The 17,498-nt window shown below is 38.0% G+C and carries 28 protein-coding genes; 3 read left to right on the top strand and 25 right to left on the bottom strand.

Going from position 1 to position 17,498, the window contains the following annotated elements; translation table 11 throughout:
* Window positions 1-7: 7 nt before the first annotated feature.
* From A4G16_RS03680 to gap, 25 genes are all read right to left on the bottom strand, one after another.
* Window positions 8-184: a hypothetical protein gene (locus tag A4G16_RS03680; protein ID WP_165888742.1), complete on the bottom strand. Its 177-nt coding sequence runs from the start codon at window positions 182-184 to the stop codon at window positions 8-10.
* Window positions 177-611, bottom strand: a complete 435-nt coding sequence (locus tag A4G16_RS03675) for a hypothetical protein (RefSeq protein ID WP_165888741.1) — start codon at window positions 609-611, stop codon at window positions 177-179. Before A4G16_RS03675 ends, A4G16_RS03680 begins: the two co-directional genes overlap by 8 nt.
* The gene (locus A4G16_RS03670; RefSeq protein WP_237052390.1) at window positions 604-996 is read right to left on the bottom strand and encodes a hypothetical protein; all 393 of its coding nucleotides are present in this window, start codon (window positions 994-996) and stop codon (window positions 604-606) included. The genes A4G16_RS03675 and A4G16_RS03670 overlap by 8 nt, the downstream gene beginning before the upstream one ends.
* A 305-nt stretch (window positions 997-1,301) precedes the next feature.
* On the bottom strand, window positions 1,302-1,442 hold the full coding sequence (locus A4G16_RS03665) for a hypothetical protein (protein WP_165888739.1): 141 nt from the start codon (window positions 1,440-1,442) through the stop codon (window positions 1,302-1,304).
* 14 nt (window positions 1,443-1,456) lie between these two features.
* Window positions 1,457-1,687, bottom strand: a complete 231-nt coding sequence (locus A4G16_RS03660) for a hypothetical protein (RefSeq protein WP_165888738.1) — start codon at window positions 1,685-1,687, stop codon at window positions 1,457-1,459.
* A complete protein-coding gene (locus A4G16_RS10955; protein ID WP_237052389.1) occupies window positions 1,684-1,911 on the bottom strand; it encodes a hypothetical protein in 228 nt (75 codons plus the stop codon). The genes A4G16_RS03660 and A4G16_RS10955 overlap by 4 nt, the downstream gene beginning before the upstream one ends.
* Entirely contained in the window at window positions 1,889-2,035 is a 147-nt protein-coding gene (locus A4G16_RS10950; protein ID WP_237052388.1) for a hypothetical protein, read from the bottom strand. Before A4G16_RS10950 ends, A4G16_RS10955 begins: the two co-directional genes overlap by 23 nt.
* 10 nt (window positions 2,036-2,045) lie before the next feature.
* On the bottom strand, window positions 2,046-2,249 hold the full coding sequence (locus A4G16_RS03650; RefSeq protein ID WP_165888737.1) for a helix-turn-helix transcriptional regulator: 204 nt from the start codon (window positions 2,247-2,249) through the stop codon (window positions 2,046-2,048).
* Between the two features lie 185 nt (window positions 2,250-2,434).
* Window positions 2,435-3,406, bottom strand: a complete 972-nt coding sequence (locus A4G16_RS03645; RefSeq protein ID WP_207951343.1) for a SlyX protein — start codon at window positions 3,404-3,406, stop codon at window positions 2,435-2,437.
* 13 nt (window positions 3,407-3,419) lie between these two features.
* Window positions 3,420-4,088, bottom strand: a complete 669-nt coding sequence (locus tag A4G16_RS03640) for a BRCT domain-containing protein (RefSeq protein ID WP_165888736.1) — start codon at window positions 4,086-4,088, stop codon at window positions 3,420-3,422.
* The gene (locus tag A4G16_RS03635) at window positions 4,033-4,275 is read right to left on the bottom strand and encodes an exonuclease domain-containing protein (protein WP_165888735.1); all 243 of its coding nucleotides are present in this window, start codon (window positions 4,273-4,275) and stop codon (window positions 4,033-4,035) included. Before A4G16_RS03635 ends, A4G16_RS03640 begins: the two co-directional genes overlap by 56 nt.
* Window positions 4,276-4,375: 100 nt before the next feature.
* Entirely contained in the window at window positions 4,376-4,561 is a 186-nt protein-coding gene (locus A4G16_RS03630; RefSeq protein ID WP_165888734.1) for a hypothetical protein, read from the bottom strand.
* Between the two features lie 62 nt (window positions 4,562-4,623).
* The gene (locus A4G16_RS03625) at window positions 4,624-5,091 is read right to left on the bottom strand and encodes an HK97-gp10 family putative phage morphogenesis protein (protein WP_165888733.1); all 468 of its coding nucleotides are present in this window, start codon (window positions 5,089-5,091) and stop codon (window positions 4,624-4,626) included.
* Complete coding sequence (locus A4G16_RS03620; protein WP_165888732.1) at window positions 5,088-5,339, bottom strand: hypothetical protein; 252 nt, start codon at window positions 5,337-5,339, stop codon at window positions 5,088-5,090. The genes A4G16_RS03625 and A4G16_RS03620 overlap by 4 nt, the downstream gene beginning before the upstream one ends.
* On the bottom strand, window positions 5,339-7,009 hold the full coding sequence (locus tag A4G16_RS03615; protein ID WP_165888731.1) for a terminase large subunit: 1,671 nt from the start codon (window positions 7,007-7,009) through the stop codon (window positions 5,339-5,341). The genes A4G16_RS03620 and A4G16_RS03615 overlap by 1 nt, the downstream gene beginning before the upstream one ends.
* Window positions 7,006-7,365, bottom strand: a complete 360-nt coding sequence (locus A4G16_RS03610) for a phage terminase small subunit P27 family (RefSeq protein ID WP_165888730.1) — start codon at window positions 7,363-7,365, stop codon at window positions 7,006-7,008. Before A4G16_RS03610 ends, A4G16_RS03615 begins: the two co-directional genes overlap by 4 nt.
* A gap of 324 nt (window positions 7,366-7,689) precedes the next feature.
* Entirely contained in the window at window positions 7,690-8,046 is a 357-nt protein-coding gene (locus tag A4G16_RS03605; protein ID WP_165888729.1) for an HNH endonuclease, read from the bottom strand.
* A 10-nt stretch (window positions 8,047-8,056) separates the two neighbouring features.
* Window positions 8,057-8,374: a head-tail connector protein gene (locus A4G16_RS03600; protein WP_165888728.1), complete on the bottom strand. Its 318-nt coding sequence runs from the start codon at window positions 8,372-8,374 to the stop codon at window positions 8,057-8,059.
* Window positions 8,367-8,714: a phage head closure protein gene (locus tag A4G16_RS03595; protein ID WP_165888727.1), complete on the bottom strand. Its 348-nt coding sequence runs from the start codon at window positions 8,712-8,714 to the stop codon at window positions 8,367-8,369. The genes A4G16_RS03600 and A4G16_RS03595 overlap by 8 nt, the downstream gene beginning before the upstream one ends.
* A complete protein-coding gene (locus A4G16_RS03590; protein WP_165888726.1) occupies window positions 8,698-9,921 on the bottom strand; it encodes a phage portal protein in 1,224 nt (407 codons plus the stop codon). Before A4G16_RS03590 ends, A4G16_RS03595 begins: the two co-directional genes overlap by 17 nt.
* Window positions 9,922-10,488, bottom strand: a complete 567-nt coding sequence (locus A4G16_RS03585; protein WP_420704463.1) for an HK97 family phage prohead protease — start codon at window positions 10,486-10,488, stop codon at window positions 9,922-9,924.
* A gap of 56 nt (window positions 10,489-10,544) precedes the next feature.
* Window positions 10,545-11,726, bottom strand: a complete 1,182-nt coding sequence (locus A4G16_RS03580) for a phage major capsid protein (protein WP_165888725.1) — start codon at window positions 11,724-11,726, stop codon at window positions 10,545-10,547.
* A 10-nt stretch (window positions 11,727-11,736) separates the two neighbouring features.
* Window positions 11,737-12,132, bottom strand: coding sequence for a phage tail terminator protein (gene gpU, locus A4G16_RS03575; RefSeq protein ID WP_165888724.1), 396 nt, complete (start codon window positions 12,130-12,132; stop codon window positions 11,737-11,739).
* Window positions 12,133-12,650: 518 nt separating this feature from the next.
* Window positions 12,651-13,013, bottom strand: a complete 363-nt coding sequence (locus tag A4G16_RS03570; RefSeq protein WP_165888723.1) for a sugar porter family MFS transporter — start codon at window positions 13,011-13,013, stop codon at window positions 12,651-12,653.
* A gap of 223 nt (window positions 13,014-13,236) precedes the next feature.
* Entirely contained in the window at window positions 13,237-14,241 is a 1,005-nt protein-coding gene (gene gap, locus A4G16_RS03565; RefSeq protein ID WP_025217416.1) for a type I glyceraldehyde-3-phosphate dehydrogenase, read from the bottom strand.
* 224 nt (window positions 14,242-14,465) lie between these two features.
* Between gap and msrB the strand changes: the two genes are divergently transcribed.
* The 3 genes from msrB to cls all read left to right on the top strand — a co-directional run bounded on the left by msrB (window position 14,466) and on the right by cls (window position 17,437).
* Window positions 14,466-14,861: a peptide-methionine (R)-S-oxide reductase MsrB gene (msrB, locus tag A4G16_RS03560; RefSeq protein WP_165888722.1), complete on the top strand. Its 396-nt coding sequence runs from the start codon at window positions 14,466-14,468 to the stop codon at window positions 14,859-14,861.
* Window positions 14,862-15,052: 191 nt separating this feature from the next.
* Window positions 15,053-15,922, top strand: coding sequence for an endonuclease/exonuclease/phosphatase family protein (locus A4G16_RS03555; RefSeq protein ID WP_165888721.1), 870 nt, complete (start codon window positions 15,053-15,055; stop codon window positions 15,920-15,922).
* Window positions 15,923-15,955: 33 nt separating this feature from the next.
* Entirely contained in the window at window positions 15,956-17,437 is a 1,482-nt protein-coding gene (gene cls / locus A4G16_RS03550) for a cardiolipin synthase (protein WP_165888720.1), read from the top strand.
* The last annotated feature ends 61 nt before the right edge of the window (window positions 17,438-17,498 follow it).

The raw sequence follows: 17,498 nt of genomic DNA, 5'->3' as shown, positions 1-17,498 counted from the left end.
CCCCCTTTTATAACTCTTCTTCAAGTGCCATTACGCCATTTAAAATGAATTTTGAGATTCCTCTAACTGCAGTTTGAATAGTTATAGGATCGGCTTCTTCTAAATCAGCATTGGAAATAATTTCAGCCATAGCTTGTGCTTGCCATAATTCAGTTAAAGCGGTTTGGATTTCTTGATTACGCATAAGCCACCCCCTGAAAACGTGTAGAGAGAACAATAGGCGTAGTTATGGCGGTTAAGCCGTTTAGGGTTTGGGTTGGATTTTTCATAGTGTCGTATGTTTTAGTTAGTGGATAAAATAGCTTATCGCTTTTTGAAAGGTGCGATAAGGGTTCAACTGCTACATACGAATAGCCCCCCTTATTCGTGCTTAAAGCCTTATTTCGGGGTGTCGCCCTTATCGCAAATTCTGAATAGATCTCGGGTGTAGTAGTCCCTTGATGTTGGTAAATTTGAGATAAAAAAAGACCGCTTGTATAACGCTTGCGGTTAGCGTCGTATGTAGTAGTGAGGTCATTATGACCGCAACCGCCCACACTTGGCAAGCTGTTATTTTGTTCAGTATTACAAGCGGTCAGATTTGCTGAATTATTTACAAGTGGATTACGCATAAGCCACCCCCTTAATGCTTGGTAAATTAAGACCTATACATAGAGGTTTGCTAGCCCATTTGATTTTATTCTCGGCTTCTTGGCGGTTATTGGCGTAAATGGTAATGATAAGGCGTGAGCCTGTTAGAAATTTGAAGCGTTTCATAACGGTGTCCATTAGTGATTGATGAAAGCTACCGCTAAACTTTCCAGGGTTTGGGCGGTAACGTGTAACAGGCTGGAAAACTACGACTAATGGAACGTAGCAAAGGGCGAAACCTTTCCCATTACACGCTACCATAGAGAGAAACTCAACAAGCTCAAATTTGAGCTTGTTGTTTTCTTTAGGTGTGCGTGTGCTACAAACAAAAATAGCACGATTTAGAGGCGTGCTTTTGTTCGCCATTAGTAAATTATTCGAGTTTCCAGGCTCGGTTGTAGATTTTGCTACAACGGGAATAGAATAAATCGAATTTTTGCTTTTTGAAAATGAAATATTTTCAATTACATTGATTTTTGTATTAATTTTGCTAAAATAGCATTGCTTTATGAATACAGGCATATTTGTAAAGTCCTTTAATAAACATCAGTGTTACTGTGTGCCACGTCCACTGATTTTGATCTTGTTCGTATTGATATTAAGAGAGTGAGATACTCTTAAATAACTCCAAGTTGAAAGACTTGGAGTTGTTTTTTATCCGTTGTTTCTACCTAGGAACGGCAAAGAGTAATAATCAACACAACCGCCAAGGCAATTCCGATAGATTTGAAAAGAAATCGTAAACCTTCAGAAATAGCCTCATCTGCTTGATCTGCCGCTTTTTGGCTCATTTTTCCTCTTATTCTTAGCATTATTTCCCCCTTGCTTAGTTTGTGAATTTACCTACTTGATTTTTCAGCTCATCTTTCAGAATGTTCACACTTGCCGCTACTAATAAAACTTGATCTTCAATGTAAGATAAATTTTCGTCTGCTGTTGCTTGCTTACGTTCGCCAGTTGCCGGATTAACCCAGTAAATAGGCTTACCACTTCTTACGCTGTCAATGTAGGTTAAAAGGTTATCTAGCTCTTCGGCTATGCTTGTAAATGTAATCATTCTGCTTTCTCCTGTTGAGTTTGGAATCTAGAATAGGCTCGTTGTTGCTCTTCTGGTGTAAGCTCTCCACCTTTCGCCTTATAAATGGCAATCACTTGCTTTAATTGCTTAAGATTGGCAACTTCATAACGGTAATACTGCCCTACTCCGTCTTTTGTGCTTTCTCGTGTGCGTTTTACTTTTTCGGTTAAGTGATTACGCTCAAGTTCGCTGATTACGCTCAAGTTCGCTGATATAGTTTCGGGCAGAGGTCATATTCATAGCGTAGCCATCAATGCCGCTAACACTTGCCACAATTAAGCGATGAAGAACTTTTAAAAATTGGGTTGGTTTTCTTGCTTCGTTCATTTCCATCTCCTTAAGCCCTTGCTGCTTTTTGCTCTTCAATCCAACTATTCACTTCTTCTAAATCCCAGCGGATAAAGTTGTCTGAAAATCGGATCGGTTGTGGAAATTGATTGGCTTTTACCAGTAAATTTAGTTTTGTACGGCCGAAGCCAACAATGGCGGTGACTTCCTTGCCGGAAATCAATTTTTTAGATTGGGTTTGTGATTGGGTCATAAAAAATTCCTCTCATTAGTTCAATTATTTAAAACGCTGTTGCGTTTCGTTGAGCTGTCTAGACGAAAGATATTTTTTAGAAAAATGGGCTTAAATTCAAAAGGTTGGTTTCTTAATAAGAAAAGTATGGCTTAAATGGAAAGAAAAAGCCCCTTAATTGGAAAGATTAGGGGCTAAATGGAAGATTAGGATTTTTTGGGCGGAAAAATTTCTTTTGTAAAATCAGCTGATTCATCAATCAATTTGTAGAATGTATCAGCTTTAATTGCAGTATTTCTTATTCCTGCTTCTTTCAAGTCCGCATTTATCACTTCAAATACTTTATTTCTACTATCCAGATTTGAATAACATTTTTTAACTAATAGGGCAAATAGTTGCTTTTGCTGAACGCTGATACGCTCTTTTGTTCCTGTGTCTTGATAAAATTTTGAAATCTCCTCGTTTTTCTCTTTGATTTGATTTTTTAGTTTCTGTAACTCATCTTGTTTATTATTTGGCTCAATAACAGAAAACAACTCTAAAAACTCAATAATATCTTGATGAAGAATATAAATATCATCTAAATATACTTTTGTTCTATTTTCATAAAAAGGTAAATGAAAGTAGAACGATTCCCCTGTGTTTGCTTTTATATCCTCTAGCTCATCTATGTAGCCTTGTAAAATAAGTTCTCTCACGTTGTACTTATCAAATATTTCTCTAGGCAAAGGAAAATAACCATTAAATAATATATTTTGAAATCTTCCTATTTCACCAGAGTATAGCCTAATTTTATCATTATCAGAAAAGTAGCTATCTAGATAAAATTCATCATTTAGAATTACAGTTATATTAAAATAAATATTTCTTAAGTCTATGCTTATGACTTCAAAATCTTCATTTCTTTGAATTGTGGCATTGCATTCTGATTTACTAAATTGTAAGAATATTTCTTCACTACGAACTCTTAACTTTTCATTTTCAGCAAGCTCTTTTCTATTGATACAGTCTATTTTATTTATTCTTCCGTCTATATGAATAGAAGCCACTAAATCACCATTCTGAATATATTCAAGTAAATCTGCTTCTGTTATGCTTATATTATGGTTTAAAGAAATATACTTTACTGCGTCATTGATTGAATATGCTTTCTTAGGTAAGAATTTTTGATTAGTCATAAATAATAATATCCTATGATGATTGGATTAAATGATAAAAATCACTTTCTGAAAGTAATTGAATAGGGTATCCTTTTTCTATTAGCTCCCTTGCTTTTATTTCTTTACTGCTTAATTCTTTGCCTGCTAATTTTGTTATATCTTGTTCACCGATAACAAGTAACGTTACTTTCTTGCTTACTCCTGTTGCAACATTACAACCTGCTTGAGCCGCCATTTCTGCCGCTTTTGCTCTTGGTATTGATAATTCACCAGTAAATACGACTGTTTCACCATATAACGAGCCTTCCGGATTTCCTTCTAATTTGCTGTGAGCCTTATTGTATGCTTCAAGATCAATAGGTTTTCTTACCCTATCTAGCCAAAATGCTAAATCTTGCTGGCTATCCGCTAATGCTTTCTTTAGGATTTCACCAGCTACTAACACATCATCTAAAGCATCGTGATGGTTTTCTTGATTAATCTTTAATGCTTCCGCCATACTTGATAAACCATAACCATATTTAGCAAATTGTTTATCCCAAGAACGGCGTACTACTCTAACAATATCAAGCCATTGATTAGGTAATTCAGGGAAAATTCTAGTCAATGAACTTCTATCAAATGCTCCGTAAGAACAAATTAAGTTATCCGCAAATTTTTCTTTGATAATATCCGCCACATCTGAAAGATGTCGGTGCATTTCTTACTTTTCTTTCTGTGATGCCGTGTATCATTACATTTATTTCGTGGAAGTAAGTTTTAGGATTGATTAAGGTGTGCCATTGGTCTGTAATCTCGCCATTTTCATAGGTTACTATAGCGATTTGGCAAATACTGGTAATATCTGGGTTTGCGGTTTCAATATCCACAATAACGAATTTATTCATAAACGCCCCTTTAGCATTTAGTCCTTATAGATAGGTAATGCACCAACAAGATAAGGTTTCTTGCTTTCGGGGATCAGCCTAGGTGCATTAAATTGGGTTATTATTCTATTATTTCTATTACATCTACAATTTGTGGATTAGTTTTTGGATAAATAGTTGATAATTTACGAATTGCCTCTAACCTTGCTTTTTGAGCATTTTCAGCAATAACATCTTCTAAAAAATTTTCAGAAATTATGCCTCTGTCATAGCATAAAATAACATAGCTCACATTAAACTTTTTCATATATAAATCTTCATTTGTTTAAAATAATTTTTTAGGTTATTCATAGGTATTAATTATTGAGATTATTTTATAACATCTTTCATCTCTTTTTCAAAAGTATTTGCTACCGTTCGCAAGGCTCTTTCCTCTGCCGCTTTTGCTCCTTTGTCAAAAAAGTGTGTGCCGGTCATTTTGCTTGTTCCTCGATCAAGCATAAACCAGTAGAAAGGGTCGGTGCGGTCTCTCGTATTTTCGCCTACTCTTGCCATACGTTTTCCGCCAGCTCGTCTAATTCTGATAATAGTCGATCCGCTTAAACCATCTCGGGCTATATGAGTGCGGTGTCGGAGGTTGTTTTTTACCGTGCCTTTTTGTCTAAAATTAGTGCTTGAGCCTAGCACAGGAATATAAGGCTTCATTATGCCTTTTGCCTCTTTTGCCCCGGCATTCAGCGATTTTCTGATCGCTTTTTTAGCCTTGCTCTGAATTTCTTTTTCTTTCTTCTTCAAGGCTTGCTGTAGTTCTTTAAGTCCTGTAATTTTGGCACTCATTTTAGCTTTCTCCGTTTTTCTAATAGGTTTTTAAGGGTGAGTTCGGTTTCGATTGTCGATGCGGTTGAATGCAGCTCTTTTAGCTGTTTAATCCACACATCTAAACAGATTAATAGTTCATCTTTTGGGAATGGCTCTTCATCATTCCATAGGCTAACAAAGGTAAATAAGCCATTTTTATTTTTTAGGTAAAATTCAACCGCTTGCTTGATGATTAGCGGGTTAGTTTTCGCAAATTCGCATTTCATTAAATATCCACTCCTGTGAAATTCTCTAGGGTTTTACGTTGTTCTTCTGTCATCTCGAAAGCAAGATCGCCATATTCAAGCTGATAAGTGCCTAACGCCATTAAAAAGGCGATTGCCGGGTCGATTTTATTTGCTGATTTCTTCTTGTTCGGCTTAATGTTGGCGTTGGCATCGGATTCCATTACGACATTTGATAACGCCCACGCTAGAATAGGGTCTCCGTTATGCTCTATCATTTGGCGATTGATTAGCACTTCGGCTGATTTTGCCACAGGGCTATAGCGTTGATAGGTTTGTGGGAATGGCTCAACTTCCAGCCCATAGCCTTGTAACTGCGTTCTTAAGTGGGTAGCGTTCCATACATCGAAGCCGATCATCTTGATTTCAAATTTTTCTGCGTCTTTGAAAATATCATCTCTAATTCGGTCATAATCGATACAGTCGCCCTTAGTAATGCGTAGCCAGCCCATACGCTCCCAGTTGCGATACATCGCACGGTTCTTGTTTGCCACATTCGCAAGCTGGTATTCGGGTATGTAGTGCCGGGTGATTATTCGTACTTTGTTTTGTTCCACCGGGAAAACATAGCAAAGGCTTGTTAAGTCGTTGGTACTGGATAAATCAAGCCCCATATAGCACGCTTTACCTTGTAATTCTTCTTCGTGGTAGGCTCTTTCGCACGCTTTCCAGTTGCCATCACCTAGCCACGGGGTAGAGCCGTTGCACCATACATTGAAGCGTTTAGTTAGCATTTCCACCCATTCGGACGGAATGCCCCTTGCTTTGGCTATGGTATTTTCAAAATCTTTGTAAGGAATAGATTTCCCTATGTTGGGGTTTGCCTTGATCCAGTTTTTCGGGTCGTCAATATCGGTTTCATCGTCTAGCTCAAAAATCATTATAAAAATGCTCTCGTTCTGTTCTGAACCGTCCAAAATTTGGCAGCAATAATCATAATGTTGTTTACAGGCTGAAATAGTGTTACTGCCCGCAGTCGTGATCGCAAATAAAAGCCCTTCAGGTCTTGCCCCTTGCCCTAGCTCTAACGCACTATATACGCTGTTATCGGGGTGTAAGTGGTATTCGTCCACAATCGCAAGGCTTGGGTTTGTACCTTCAATGGTGGAGGATTTAGCCGCAAGCGGTCGCATTAGGCTATTTTTTTGCGTGTATAGCATTTTGTGCTGTTGGATTGTGAGGCGTTTGCTTAATGGCTTGCTTAAGGTTGCCATTTTCTTTGCGTCATCAAATACAATTCGGGCTTGATCTCGGCTTACTGCTGCAGTGTAAATATCTTGTTGCCCTTCTTCCATAACCAGCCACCAGTTAGCCAGTATTGCCGCCACCGTGCTTTTTGCGTTTTTTCGTGCCACTTGAACATAAGCGGATCTGTATTTTCGCAAGCCACTATCACGGTATTTAAAGCCTAAAATGTTCGCAAATAAGAAGATTTGCCAGTCTGAAAGCTCTATCGGTTTGCCGTATAAAGGCCCTTTAACGTGCGGGCAAAGGGCTGAAAACTTGATGAATTTCGTTACAATCTCTTCATCAAAATAGTATTCGGGGTTGTTTAGGTCAGAAAAATAACGCTCTACCGCTTGCTTTATGCGTTTACAAGCGATGATTTCGCCATTTTGTACTTGTTCTGCGTAAGTGTGCCACGGTGTCATAGTTGGTCTAGTGCGTCAGTTTCTTCGGTATCTATCGGGGTTTTACGTCTGCTTACCGGGTCAAAGCCTAGTAATGAAGACATCTTTATAATGATTTTTTCAGCTTCGCTTTTAGCTGTAAGTGCCGGATTGCGTGCTTCTGTACCTTGGCTGTTGGTAATGCTAAAGCCACGTTCTGCGATATTTTGAACCGCTTGTCGATAAAGTGAATAATTCACGCAATAAAGCTCTAAATTGGTGTAATCTTCGCTTGTTATATCGCCACGCTCAGCTAATACTTTAATTTTACTGCCCCATTGTTCCTTTGCGATTTTGTCGAGGTAGTCGGGGGCTTTGGGTAGTTTCTTTTTTGTCATTCGTTCAGTCCTTTAATGTTTTGATTTAATCTCCTCAAAATTGAGGAGACTAACCAACGCAAAACTTCGTTCGTTCAATCTCCCCAAATTTGGGGAAATTGATCTGCTGAAAATTCAGCAGATTGAGGAGAGGTCATAATGACCGCACCTATATTTTCTGAAAAATTGCTGTGCGTAAAAATTCTATTAGGGGGGCGGTTCTACGGCTAAAGCAATTTCTTTTTAAAACTCCCCCCACTGGTTGAGATTGTTTAATTTTCCCGCAAAACTCATATTTGAGTTTCGTTCATTTATTAGTCAAGTATTCGTATCATACGAATACTTTTATTTCTTCGCTCCATATCCTCGTTTGTCTATCTCTCGTGTCTTGTAGCTGTGGCAATCACGGCATAATGCTTGATGGTTTGATTGCACCCAAAAGAGCGGATCAGCTTGTCCGTTCTCAACTGGTTTAATATGGTCTATCACCGTTGCTGGTGTGTAGATTCCTTTTGTTAAACACATCACACACAAGGGATTTTGTGCTAAGTAGCCTTTGCGGTATTTCGTCCATCGGTGATCGTAACCTCGTTTAGCTGCACTCTCTCGGGTGTCCTTCGGTTTATGTTCTTCACATCGTCCAGACTTCACACGATTACGACAACCGGGAAAGGTGCAACGCCTTAAGGGTTGTAGTGGCATAATTTCCCCCTTAATAGATTGCTGGCTCTCTGTATGGATTCCAAAGGCTTTCTACAGACATTGGGATAACTCGCATAATAGCCATACTCTCAGAAGTCATCTCTCTATTAGCATATAGATGGCCTATATACATTAAGCAACCGACTTTAATAGATTTAGTGAATTTAATAGTTTCACTTGTATTATCCGATCCAAACACTTTGCCGATATGCTGTTGAGCAACTTCTAAAGCCGTTTCGGCATATTCTTCAAGTAAATCATCATCTAAATCGTGGTCTATGCGTAAATGTTGTTTGATTACGTCTAAGTCTATTTCAGGTTTAGCCATTATGTGCTTCTCCTTCTTTACACATTATTTGGATCTCCTCGTGTCGTTCCTTATCATCAATAACGGAATACACATCAAATAGTTTATTGCCGTATTTAATCCGCATTTTGCGATCAATCTCTAAATCAGGTTGGTAGCGAATACGAATGCGGGTAATGTTTTCGCCTAGCTGAAATGGGCCGCTAAAATACTCTCGTCCTTGTAATGGCTCGATACTGGCTCGAATGGTTTTCACATCTTGCCAATTACGCTTAACTGAACCAAAATTATTTGAACCGACAACCGCTTTTTGAATTGTGATAACCTTATCGAATTTACCGGCTTTAACCATTCTGGCCATTCTTGCCCCCTGTTGAGTTGTCTTTCTTAACTTCTACGGTTTGCTTCCACGCTTGACTAAATTCATCACCGCCAACATAAGGCGGTAAGCCTTCACGCTTACGGGCTTCATTTGGGCTAAGGATTCCGCATTTAATCGCTACATCATAGCTACTGAAGCGTTCTTGCTGGTTCGTGCGTAATAAATCGCTAGTATCAAATTCCACAACGTAACGCTTCTTGCTATTGCTGGTTAAATCAATCATCAAGGCGTCTTTTAATTGTTGTTCAAAATTGACTAAGTGGGGGCGTAGGGTCTGACCTAAGAACGCCCGACTGGCTTCGCTAAAGTTCGCATAGGTCGAGTGGCTATAATCTTGAAGGAAGATAGGGCTGATATTAAAAATGCGTGCTATATCTTCAATCGTGAATTTACGGCTCGCTAACCATTCCGCATCTTGGTTACTCATTCCAAGCTGTTTATATTCCATTCCACCTTCTAAAATCGGTGTTTTACCGGCATTCTTCGCACCTTGATAACGTTTCAAGGCTTCCATCGCCTTTTGCCCTTTGCTTTGGTCGAACCATTCGGCAGTTGTTACAATACCGCCAGCCATCAAGCCGTTTTTCATTACGCTTGAACCGTGCTTCTGTTGAGCCAATCCAAGCCCCACCGCTTCACGGCATACCGTAATAGGCGAACGCCCCATAAAGCCATCATTAGAGGCGTGGCGTAAGTGTAGGATTTCATCTTGAAAGTAGTTTTTTACTTTGCCGTTTAAATTGGTGATTTGATAAATGTAATCGCCTTTAATCGTTCTTTGAACGTTTACCATATAAGGCGGGCAAGGGGTTAAAGTTTCGGGCTGTCCCTTACTATTCCAACCGATAATCGCATAAGCATTACCATTCAAAAGAACGTGCCTCATCATCACCTCCTTAAATTGATAAGGTGTTTGATTGCGATTCGGCATTTCATTAAGCAAATATTCAACGCTGTGATTCTCTATGCGTTTTCGTCCTTCTGCGTTTACTTCAAATAGATAACAAGGCATAGCCGCCACCGCTTGAGAAATAACATTTACTGCATTAAGCACGGCGGGCAATGATTCCGCATTGTAAGAGCTAACGTATTCACCGGCTCCGGTGTTAGCCGCTCCCATATTGGCGAACAAGTCATCAATGGTAAGGCTTCTAGTTTCAGGTTTCTTTTTAAATAATCCGAACATTTAAGCCCCCAAAATATGAAGCCATTTATGGCGGTTATCATCTTGCCAATTTGAAGAATCGTTGCCTTTTGCTACCGCTTGCGAACGTTTCAAAATTTCTAGGCTAGAATCGGGATAAGCCGGAATGCTGGTTACTGTAATTTCTACCAGTTCCGCTTGTAACACCGTTCTAGTATTCGGCTCTACGCTAAAATCCCATTCATTTTTGACTGTGCGAAAACCAAAAGACATTCCGCTAATATCGCCACGTTCTACACTTACCAATAAATCACGCCCAGTTTGTATATCAGGCGGCAGCAATTCAAAACGCAAACCGATATTATCTTCTTCAAGGGTAAGAGTACCGCTTGATGTTCTGCCTAGTAGCTTTGTGTGGTCGTGTTCAAATAAGGCTCTTACGTCTTGGCCGCTTTTTAGTGATTCTGCGAAAGCATTTGGGGCGAATCGTTCTATATACTCTCCCCATAAAATTTCACTGTCTTTGTTCCATTGCACCACATAACCGACTAACTTTTTACTTTCTTTATCTGCGGAGAGTGTGGCGGATCGAATTTCTAAATCTGTCATTATTTCCACCTTTAAAACAACAAAAGGGGCGAATTTGCCCCTTATGTTTTAATTGCTTAGGCTTTCGCTTCAAGCACTTTGATAGCGTTAGAATCAACCACGCCACCGCCAAGATATTTATCAGTGTGAACCTTATAGAATCCGGGCTCTGTGATTGAATCAGGTTTGGTGCGTGTACCTGTTGTATGATCAACAATGGTATAACCACGTTTAAAATCACCTACCGCTAAGAATGGATTGGTGTCCGTAGCGTCTGGCATTGTTTCTAAATAGTAAACCGGTAAACCTAAAAGCGTGCTAGGGCTGCCAGCTTGTAAACCATCTCGCCAAATATAATCACCATTTTTATTCTTGATCTTCTGTAGCGTTGCTGCAGTTTGTGAGTTCATCACCCATACGGCATTTTTACGGTATTTGCTATGTAGTGAGAATAACAAGTCAATTAATACATCAGCATCAAGTTTAGCCGGTTGCACTTCCATTTTTTGAAGTGTGCCGAATGGTCGGGCTTTATCGTTTGCTGTCGTTCGTGGGTAAGTTAAGAAACCTTTAGCCTGTTTCGTACCTGTACCGTTGGTTAAGTCGGTTTCTTCCGTTTCAACAAAAGATTCTGAAATTTCTTCCGTTAACCAGCCTAGAATATCTACACCGCCAAAATCTAAAATCTCTTGCGTTGTTTTCGGGTAAGCGTAAATATTATGAACGGCAATCGTTACTTCATTCATTTTCGGGGTGGCTGTTTCAGTGCGTGCTTCACCTTCACCGATATGATTTACTACCGCACCGCCAGCCGATACTAATTTTTTGTATTCTTTGCCTTGAGTGAGTTTCACTACATTAGCAATTTGTCGCATTACAGAATCATCGGTTAATCGTTTCATCACTTGCTTATCAAGCTCAGGGATTACAGAATATCCGCCATCTGCACCGCCATTGGTATTCGTAGCAAGTGAACGCAATTCACCCGTTTTGATCCAATGGCGAAGCTCATCATCAGATACTTTCATGTTTGCCGTTTCTGCATCTTGACCGGGTTGGTTACGCTGTTCTTCTGTGATTGCTTCATAGCGGGCAATCTCTTTAACTAGATTTTCAGCCTGTGAGCGTAATTCATCGAATTTAGCTCCTTCTGCTTCAGTCGTTGAGCGTTTTTCTTCGTCTGCTTTGGTTAAGATTGAACGCATTTCTGCTTCAATAGCCGCTTTTTGCTGGCGGAGTTCTAAAAGTTTTTTAAACATTGCTTTGTCCTTAATTCAAATAATTGATGTTGTAATGAAGTGTGGCTGTTTTCCACGCTGATTCGTTAGCATCGTAGTCATAGCTGTATTTAGCAAGCACGCATTCGTCCATACTACGGAAAGTAACATCATTCATGACATCACTGATTTTTTGAGCTACTAAATCAAGATCGTTTTCAGTTGAAAACATTGGTAAGTAAATACCGATTTTTAAATAGGCGTTACATTCACCATCACAAAGTGTAAGTTGGGTATATTCCGCTTCATCAATGAATACGGCGATAGCCGGTAATTCATTTTCTACATCGGTGAACACGGCTCTGCCATTATGAAAATGCTGAATGCCTTGAATTTTATCTCGCAATAGGTCGATAACTTCTTGGCGGATTGCTTCGTTAGAAATCATAAAAAAGTCCTCTTAATTAAGAAGGCTACAATTAGCCATAGAACAATATAGGCTTAATTTCAACGGAGTAAATAGGGCAAAATTTAATCGTTTAGATACGTTTGAACACGTTAAGAAGAAAATTTTTAAGTGATTATTTTTTATTCAACAAAGAACAAAAAAGGAGGGAATAAACAAATAATTTTATAGAAGTGATGACTGTGACGACTTAGTGACGACTTAAAAATAAGTAGTCACTATATTAATATATTGATATATAAGGGATTTTTCTATTTTAGTGATGAGGTGACGACTTGTTTTATAAAATAATTTTCTCTAAGCTAAATCACTTGATATAATGCCAAAAAATCATTGTTACACGTTTAGTTACACGATATGGATTTAATAAGTTATTTTTACTTATTAATCAATATGTTAATTATTAATTTCAAGTCTCGCCCAGGCACCATTTAGAAGAAAGCCTGTAAAATCAACATTTACAGGCTTTTTCTCATTCTGGAGCATCAAGCTATCTCAAGTTATTTGGATTTGATATTTATCTCAATATCGAAAAGGTCTTCTGTAGTTTTTCCCTCTTTATCCGTCCAACTTACCTTACCCTTAGCAATAGTACTGGTTTCATCATCAATATTATTTGATTGAAGATGGCATAGTTTATTTTTGACAACTGGGCGTTTTAGTTCGTCTTCAAGCTGTTTATTAAATATTATTTCTTCGGCTTCTTTCTGCATCTTTTGATCAGTATGAAATATCCATACTATAAAAATATCAAGAAAAAAGGCAAATATAAAACCAACATTTTCTAAACCTATCTTATTAAAAATTGAGGTCGTAAAAAAAGTAATAATAAATAACATAATGAAAAGAAATATATTACCCATTCTACTTCCTCTATAGTAGCCAGCTTGTGAATACTATATAGCAATTTCGATTTCAAATTTCAATAAGCTATCGTCATAAATCAAAGAATTTCCTTCATTTCTTTTCAAACGTATTTTACCGTTCGCATTTATAACCCTAGATCGACATTAAAGCAGTATATACTAAATAAAAAGGACCAAACCCTTTTCAGAATTTGATCCTTAATTTTAATTAACTTAGCAATTAGCCTTTGTAGTTATATACGTGAGCAACTAAGTCTAATACTTTGTTTGAATAACCTACTTCGTTATCGTACCAAGATACTAATTTAACGAAAGTATCTGTTAATGCGATACCCGCTGCTGCATCAAATACTGAAGTTTCAGTTGCACCGTTGAAGTCTGTTGAAACTACTGCATCTTCTGTATAACCTAAAACGCCTTTCATTTCGTTTTCTGAAGCACGTTTGATTTCCGCACAGATTTCAGCATAAGTTGCCGGTTTTTCTAAGTTTACGGTTAAATCAACTACAGAAACGTTAGTTGTAGGAACACGGAAAGCCATACCGGTTAATTTACCGTTTAATGCAGGTAATACTTTACCTACTGCTTTCGCTGCACCTGTTGATGAAGGAATGATGTTTTGTGAAGCACCACGACCACCACGCCAGTCTTTAGCTGATGGACCATCTACAGTTTTTTGAGTTGCAGTTGTTGCGTGAACTGTAGTCATTAAACCTTCTTTGATACCGAATTTTTCATGGATAACTTTTGCTAATGGTGCTAAGCAGTTTGTAGTACATGAAGCGTTAGAAACGATGTCTTGACCAGCATAAGCATCAAAGTTTACACCATTAACAAACATAGGAGTTGCATCTTTAGACGGACCTGTTAATACAACTTTTTTCGCACCAGCAGTGATGTGTTTACGTGCAGTTTCATCATCTAAGAATAAACCTGTTGCTTCAACTGCGATATCAACACCGATTTCGTCCCATTTTAAGTTAGCAGGATCACGCTCAGCAGTTACACGGATTGCTTTACCGTTAACAACTAATTGACCATCTTTAACTTCAACAGTACCGTCAAAACGACCGTGAGTTGAATCGTATTTTAACATGTAAGCCATATAGTCAACATCGATTAAGTCGTTAATACCAACTACTTCGATGTCATCACGATGTTGTGCTGCACGGAAAACGATACGACCGATACGACCAAAGCCGTTAATACCAATTTTAATTGCCATAGATTTTTCTACCTATATTTAAAGTTAAACAAAATTTGTTCTTTATGTACTACTATAAAGATGTGTGGATTATAACACATCTTTTCTACTTCCTGACAAGCCAAAAGAACGCTTCCAATATAACAGATAAATTTTTTGTGATCTATGTCAAATTTTAAAATTTGGCACGATTTTTAGGATAAAAAACGCTACAATACTAAGCAATTATCCAAGGGGAAATTTGAATGATAAAAGAGATTAAAGACTTAACGGAAAAGCAAGTTGAAATATTAATAAATCATGGTACAGAACGCCCATTTACCGGAAAATTATTGAATGAGTACCGAGTTGGAACCTACCGCTGTGCCAGATGCCATCATGACTTATTCCGTTCAGAGACGAAATTTGACGCAGGATGTGGCTGGCCAAGTTTTTATGAAGCCATTTCTGAATCTGCATTACGTTATTTAGATGACTATAGTTTAGGATGCCATAGAACCGAAATTCGTTGTGCTAATTGTGATTCCCATATGGGACATGTATTTAATGATGGCCCACCGCCAACAGGCTTACGCTTTTGCCTAAACTCTGTGGCATTAAATTTTAAATGGGCTGAAACCGGCGAAGAAATTGATGGTTAATACTTAACAACATAAACAAGCGGTCAAAAAAACGGGTGATTTTGCAAATTCTGACAATATTATGTAGTAAATGCATAAAACAGTGGCTGAGAAGGTTACTGAGCTTATCGAAATGTACGTCATTTCAACGTTGTGCAACTGCTACATAATAGCGAATTTTTGATAAAATTTGACCGCTTGCTAAAATCATTATGTATAAGAAAATAAAAAAACGCTTATTACTGATTATTGCTCTTATTATTGGTAGCGCAGCATTATTTATTCATAAAAATTTAGTTATTTACCCTAACCCCAACATTATTTTTCAAGATTCCAAACAACGTGTTTTTGAAAAAACCGACGTATATAAAGGCTGGTTATGCTATCAAAATAATGAAATATCGCCGAATAAAAATCGTCCTTTTAAATTGTTTAACTGGAATATCCACAAAGGTGTAGATAATGGCTGGCAAAACACTCTAATAGAATCTGCAAACAACAAAGATTTTGTATTATTGCAAGAGGCGACCTCTTTACAGGAGATCCCTCAAACACTTTTACACTTTAAACAATACTTGCATCTCTTTGCTTTTGAATATCAGCAACAAAAAACAGGTGTTTTAAGTTTAAGCTCCTTAGATGCTAATCTTTACTGCGGAAATCAATTGCAAGAGCCACTGCTTCAACTACCAAAAGTGATGTCTGCAATGCGTTTCCCTTTAAAAAATCACCGTTCATTATTGCTAATTAATGTTCATTTGATTAATTTTGAGTGGCATAGTCAGGGTAACTATCAACAGCAGTTAAATGCATTAAAAGCATTAATGCAAAAGCATACAGGAGCTATTATTCTTGCGGGTGATTTCAACACATGGAATGAAAAACGAAATAAGCAATTACTTGAATTAATCACATCGGAGAAGCTAAGTAAAATATCGCTTAAGCCAGATGAGAGAAGCACTGCATTTGGGTATCCGTTGGATCATATTTTTACCCGAGGAATCACTGTACATTCGGCAACAAGCTATTCTGTGAAAAGCTCAGACCACAATCCACTCGAATTGAATTTTTCTCTAGAATAGCCGGAAATGCATATTATTTGATAAGGAGATCTTATGCTGTTTTCTATTACCTGGCACGAGGTGCTGCTCCTAATTAACTTCTTAATTGTATTGGCGTGTGCCGTACGAGTGCTATATACCCAGCGTAATATCGGGACTGTATTTGCTTGGCTAATTATCTTATTTGCTTTTCCAATGGTTGGCATTATTACCTACTTATTGATTGGAGAAGCTCGAGTTGGGAAAAAACGCCTTGCAAGGACAGCAGATATGAAGCAATTCTATGATGAATTTGCTGAAAAATACATGTCTGATGAGCAGCTTAATGCCACTAAAAACATACCTTCTACTTTCCAAGGTATTGAAAGAATGGCCCAACAAACAACAAGCTTTGGTGCCAATGTGCATAATGATATGCAACTGCTGACTACTACAGATGATATTATCTATTCTATGATTGATGATATTCAGCAAGCGAAATCAAGCTGTTTACTGGCATTTTATATTATCGATCCACAAGGCAAAATCAACGAATTACTACACGCAGTAAAAGATGCCGCGGAACGTGGAGTTCATTGTGTTATCTTAGCAGACGATCTCGGTAGTAGCCGTTTTTTCCGTAGCGAATGGAAAACGAAATTAGAACAAGCCGGTGTTTTTATCCAAAATTCTTTACCTGTTGGATTATTCCAAACCTTTTATAGCCGCAACGATTTGCGGAATCATCGAAAAATTTTAATTGTTGATTATCATATTGGTTACACAGGAAGCTTCAATCTAGTTGATCCTATACTTTTCAAACAAGATGCCGGCATTGGTGAATGGGTGGATGTAATGATGCGTTGTATAGGCCCTGTCGTGCTTGAAATGACAGCCGTACTCTATGCGGATATTGCAGTCGAGAGTGAGGATAACTTACAAAGAGTCAAAACCTATCTCAAGCAAAAATATGAGAAAAATCAGCAGTTAATAACGAAATCTGAAGGGAATATAACTGTTCAGGTGATTCCATCAGCGCCAGAGCAAGAAGATAGCATTATCTATGAAACGATCTTATGTGCAATTCACCTTGCAACCAAAAGAATCGTTATCACAACACCTTATTTCGTGCCTAATGAACCTTTACTGACTGCATTAACAACAGCGGCTCGCCGTGGGGTGGATGTCACTTTAATTTTGCCAGAAAAAAATGATTCCAATATGGTTCGTTACGCCTCACAAGCCTATTTTAGGATGTTGCTTAAACATAATGTAAAGATTGCACAATTTAAAGGTGGTTTACTACACGCTAAAACGTTGGTGATTGATGACAATTTTAGCTTATTTGGAACAGTTAATATGGATATGCGAAGTTTTTTCTTAAACCTTGAAATCAGCTTAGCTATCTATAATCAAGAAATGACTCAAAAAATTGCCGCTCTTCAGCAGCAATATTTGCAACAATCTGAATATATTGATGAGACACGTTGGCTTTATCGTTCAAAATGGTGGGGATTGGTTGAAAATACTATCCGACTAATGAGTCCATTACTATAAAACAAGCGGTCAAAATAAGCAGGAAATTTGCAAAAAATTCGATATTATATAGCGGTTGCAC

This window comes from Mannheimia granulomatis, from assembly GCF_011455695.1.
In the GTDB taxonomy this organism is placed as follows: domain Bacteria; phylum Pseudomonadota; class Gammaproteobacteria; order Enterobacterales; family Pasteurellaceae; genus Mannheimia; species Mannheimia granulomatis_A.
The sequence above is the reverse complement of the archived record's forward strand: the minus strand, read 5'-3'. Positions and strand labels throughout refer to the sequence as shown.

Coding starts and splice junctions, on each gene's coding strand:
- A4G16_RS03615 (WP_165888731.1), bottom strand. CDS start 7,009: ATGACACCGTGGCACACTTACGCAGAACAAGTACAAAATGGCGAAATC.
- A4G16_RS03595 (WP_165888727.1), bottom strand. CDS start 8,714: ATGGCCAGAATGGTTAAAGCCGGTAAATTCGATAAGGTTATCACAATT.
- A4G16_RS03630 (WP_165888734.1), bottom strand. CDS start 4,561: ATGAAAAAGTTTAATGTGAGCTATGTTATTTTATGCTATGACAGAGGC.
- A4G16_RS03605 (WP_165888729.1), bottom strand. CDS start 8,046: ATGCCACTACAACCCTTAAGGCGTTGCACCTTTCCCGGTTGTCGTAAT.
- A4G16_RS03580 (WP_165888725.1), bottom strand. CDS start 11,726: ATGTTTAAAAAACTTTTAGAACTCCGCCAGCAAAAAGCGGCTATTGAA.
- gap (WP_025217416.1), bottom strand. CDS start 14,241: ATGGCAATTAAAATTGGTATTAACGGCTTTGGTCGTATCGGTCGTATC.
- A4G16_RS03660 (WP_165888738.1), bottom strand. CDS start 1,687: ATGATTACATTTACAAGCATAGCCGAAGAGCTAGATAACCTTTTAACC.
- A4G16_RS03645 (WP_207951343.1), bottom strand. CDS start 3,406: ATGACTAATCAAAAATTCTTACCTAAGAAAGCATATTCAATCAATGAC.
- A4G16_RS03600 (WP_165888728.1), bottom strand. CDS start 8,374: ATGGCTAAACCTGAAATAGACTTAGACGTAATCAAACAACATTTACGC.
- A4G16_RS03570 (WP_165888723.1), bottom strand. CDS start 13,013: ATGGGTAATATATTTCTTTTCATTATGTTATTTATTATTACTTTTTTT.
- A4G16_RS03670 (WP_237052390.1), bottom strand. CDS start 996: ATGGCGAACAAAAGCACGCCTCTAAATCGTGCTATTTTTGTTTGTAGC.
- A4G16_RS03665 (WP_165888739.1), bottom strand. CDS start 1,442: ATGCTAAGAATAAGAGGAAAAATGAGCCAAAAAGCGGCAGATCAAGCA.
- A4G16_RS03585 (WP_420704463.1), bottom strand. CDS start 10,488: ATGACAGATTTAGAAATTCGATCCGCCACACTCTCCGCAGATAAAGAA.
- A4G16_RS03620 (WP_165888732.1), bottom strand. CDS start 5,339: ATGAAATGCGAATTTGCGAAAACTAACCCGCTAATCATCAAGCAAGCG.
- A4G16_RS03590 (WP_165888726.1), bottom strand. CDS start 9,921: ATGTTCGGATTATTTAAAAAGAAACCTGAAACTAGAAGCCTTACCATT.
- A4G16_RS10950 (WP_237052388.1), bottom strand. CDS start 2,035: ATGAACGAAGCAAGAAAACCAACCCAATTTTTAAAAGTTCTTCATCGC.
- gpU (WP_165888724.1), bottom strand. CDS start 12,132: ATGATTTCTAACGAAGCAATCCGCCAAGAAGTTATCGACCTATTGCGA.
- A4G16_RS03650 (WP_165888737.1), bottom strand. CDS start 2,249: ATGACCCAATCACAAACCCAATCTAAAAAATTGATTTCCGGCAAGGAA.
- A4G16_RS03675 (WP_165888741.1), bottom strand. CDS start 611: ATGCGTAATCCACTTGTAAATAATTCAGCAAATCTGACCGCTTGTAAT.
- A4G16_RS03635 (WP_165888735.1), bottom strand. CDS start 4,275: ATGAATAAATTCGTTATTGTGGATATTGAAACCGCAAACCCAGATATT.
- A4G16_RS03625 (WP_165888733.1), bottom strand. CDS start 5,091: ATGAGTGCCAAAATTACAGGACTTAAAGAACTACAGCAAGCCTTGAAG.
- msrB (WP_165888722.1), top strand. CDS start 14,466: ATGATAAAAGAGATTAAAGACTTAACGGAAAAGCAAGTTGAAATATTA.
- A4G16_RS03555 (WP_165888721.1), top strand. CDS start 15,053: ATGTATAAGAAAATAAAAAAACGCTTATTACTGATTATTGCTCTTATT.
- A4G16_RS03640 (WP_165888736.1), bottom strand. CDS start 4,088: ATGCACCGACATCTTTCAGATGTGGCGGATATTATCAAAGAAAAATTT.
- cls (WP_165888720.1), top strand. CDS start 15,956: ATGCTGTTTTCTATTACCTGGCACGAGGTGCTGCTCCTAATTAACTTC.
- A4G16_RS03610 (WP_165888730.1), bottom strand. CDS start 7,365: ATGACAAAAAAGAAACTACCCAAAGCCCCCGACTACCTCGACAAAATC.
- A4G16_RS03680 (WP_165888742.1), bottom strand. CDS start 184: ATGCGTAATCAAGAAATCCAAACCGCTTTAACTGAATTATGGCAAGCA.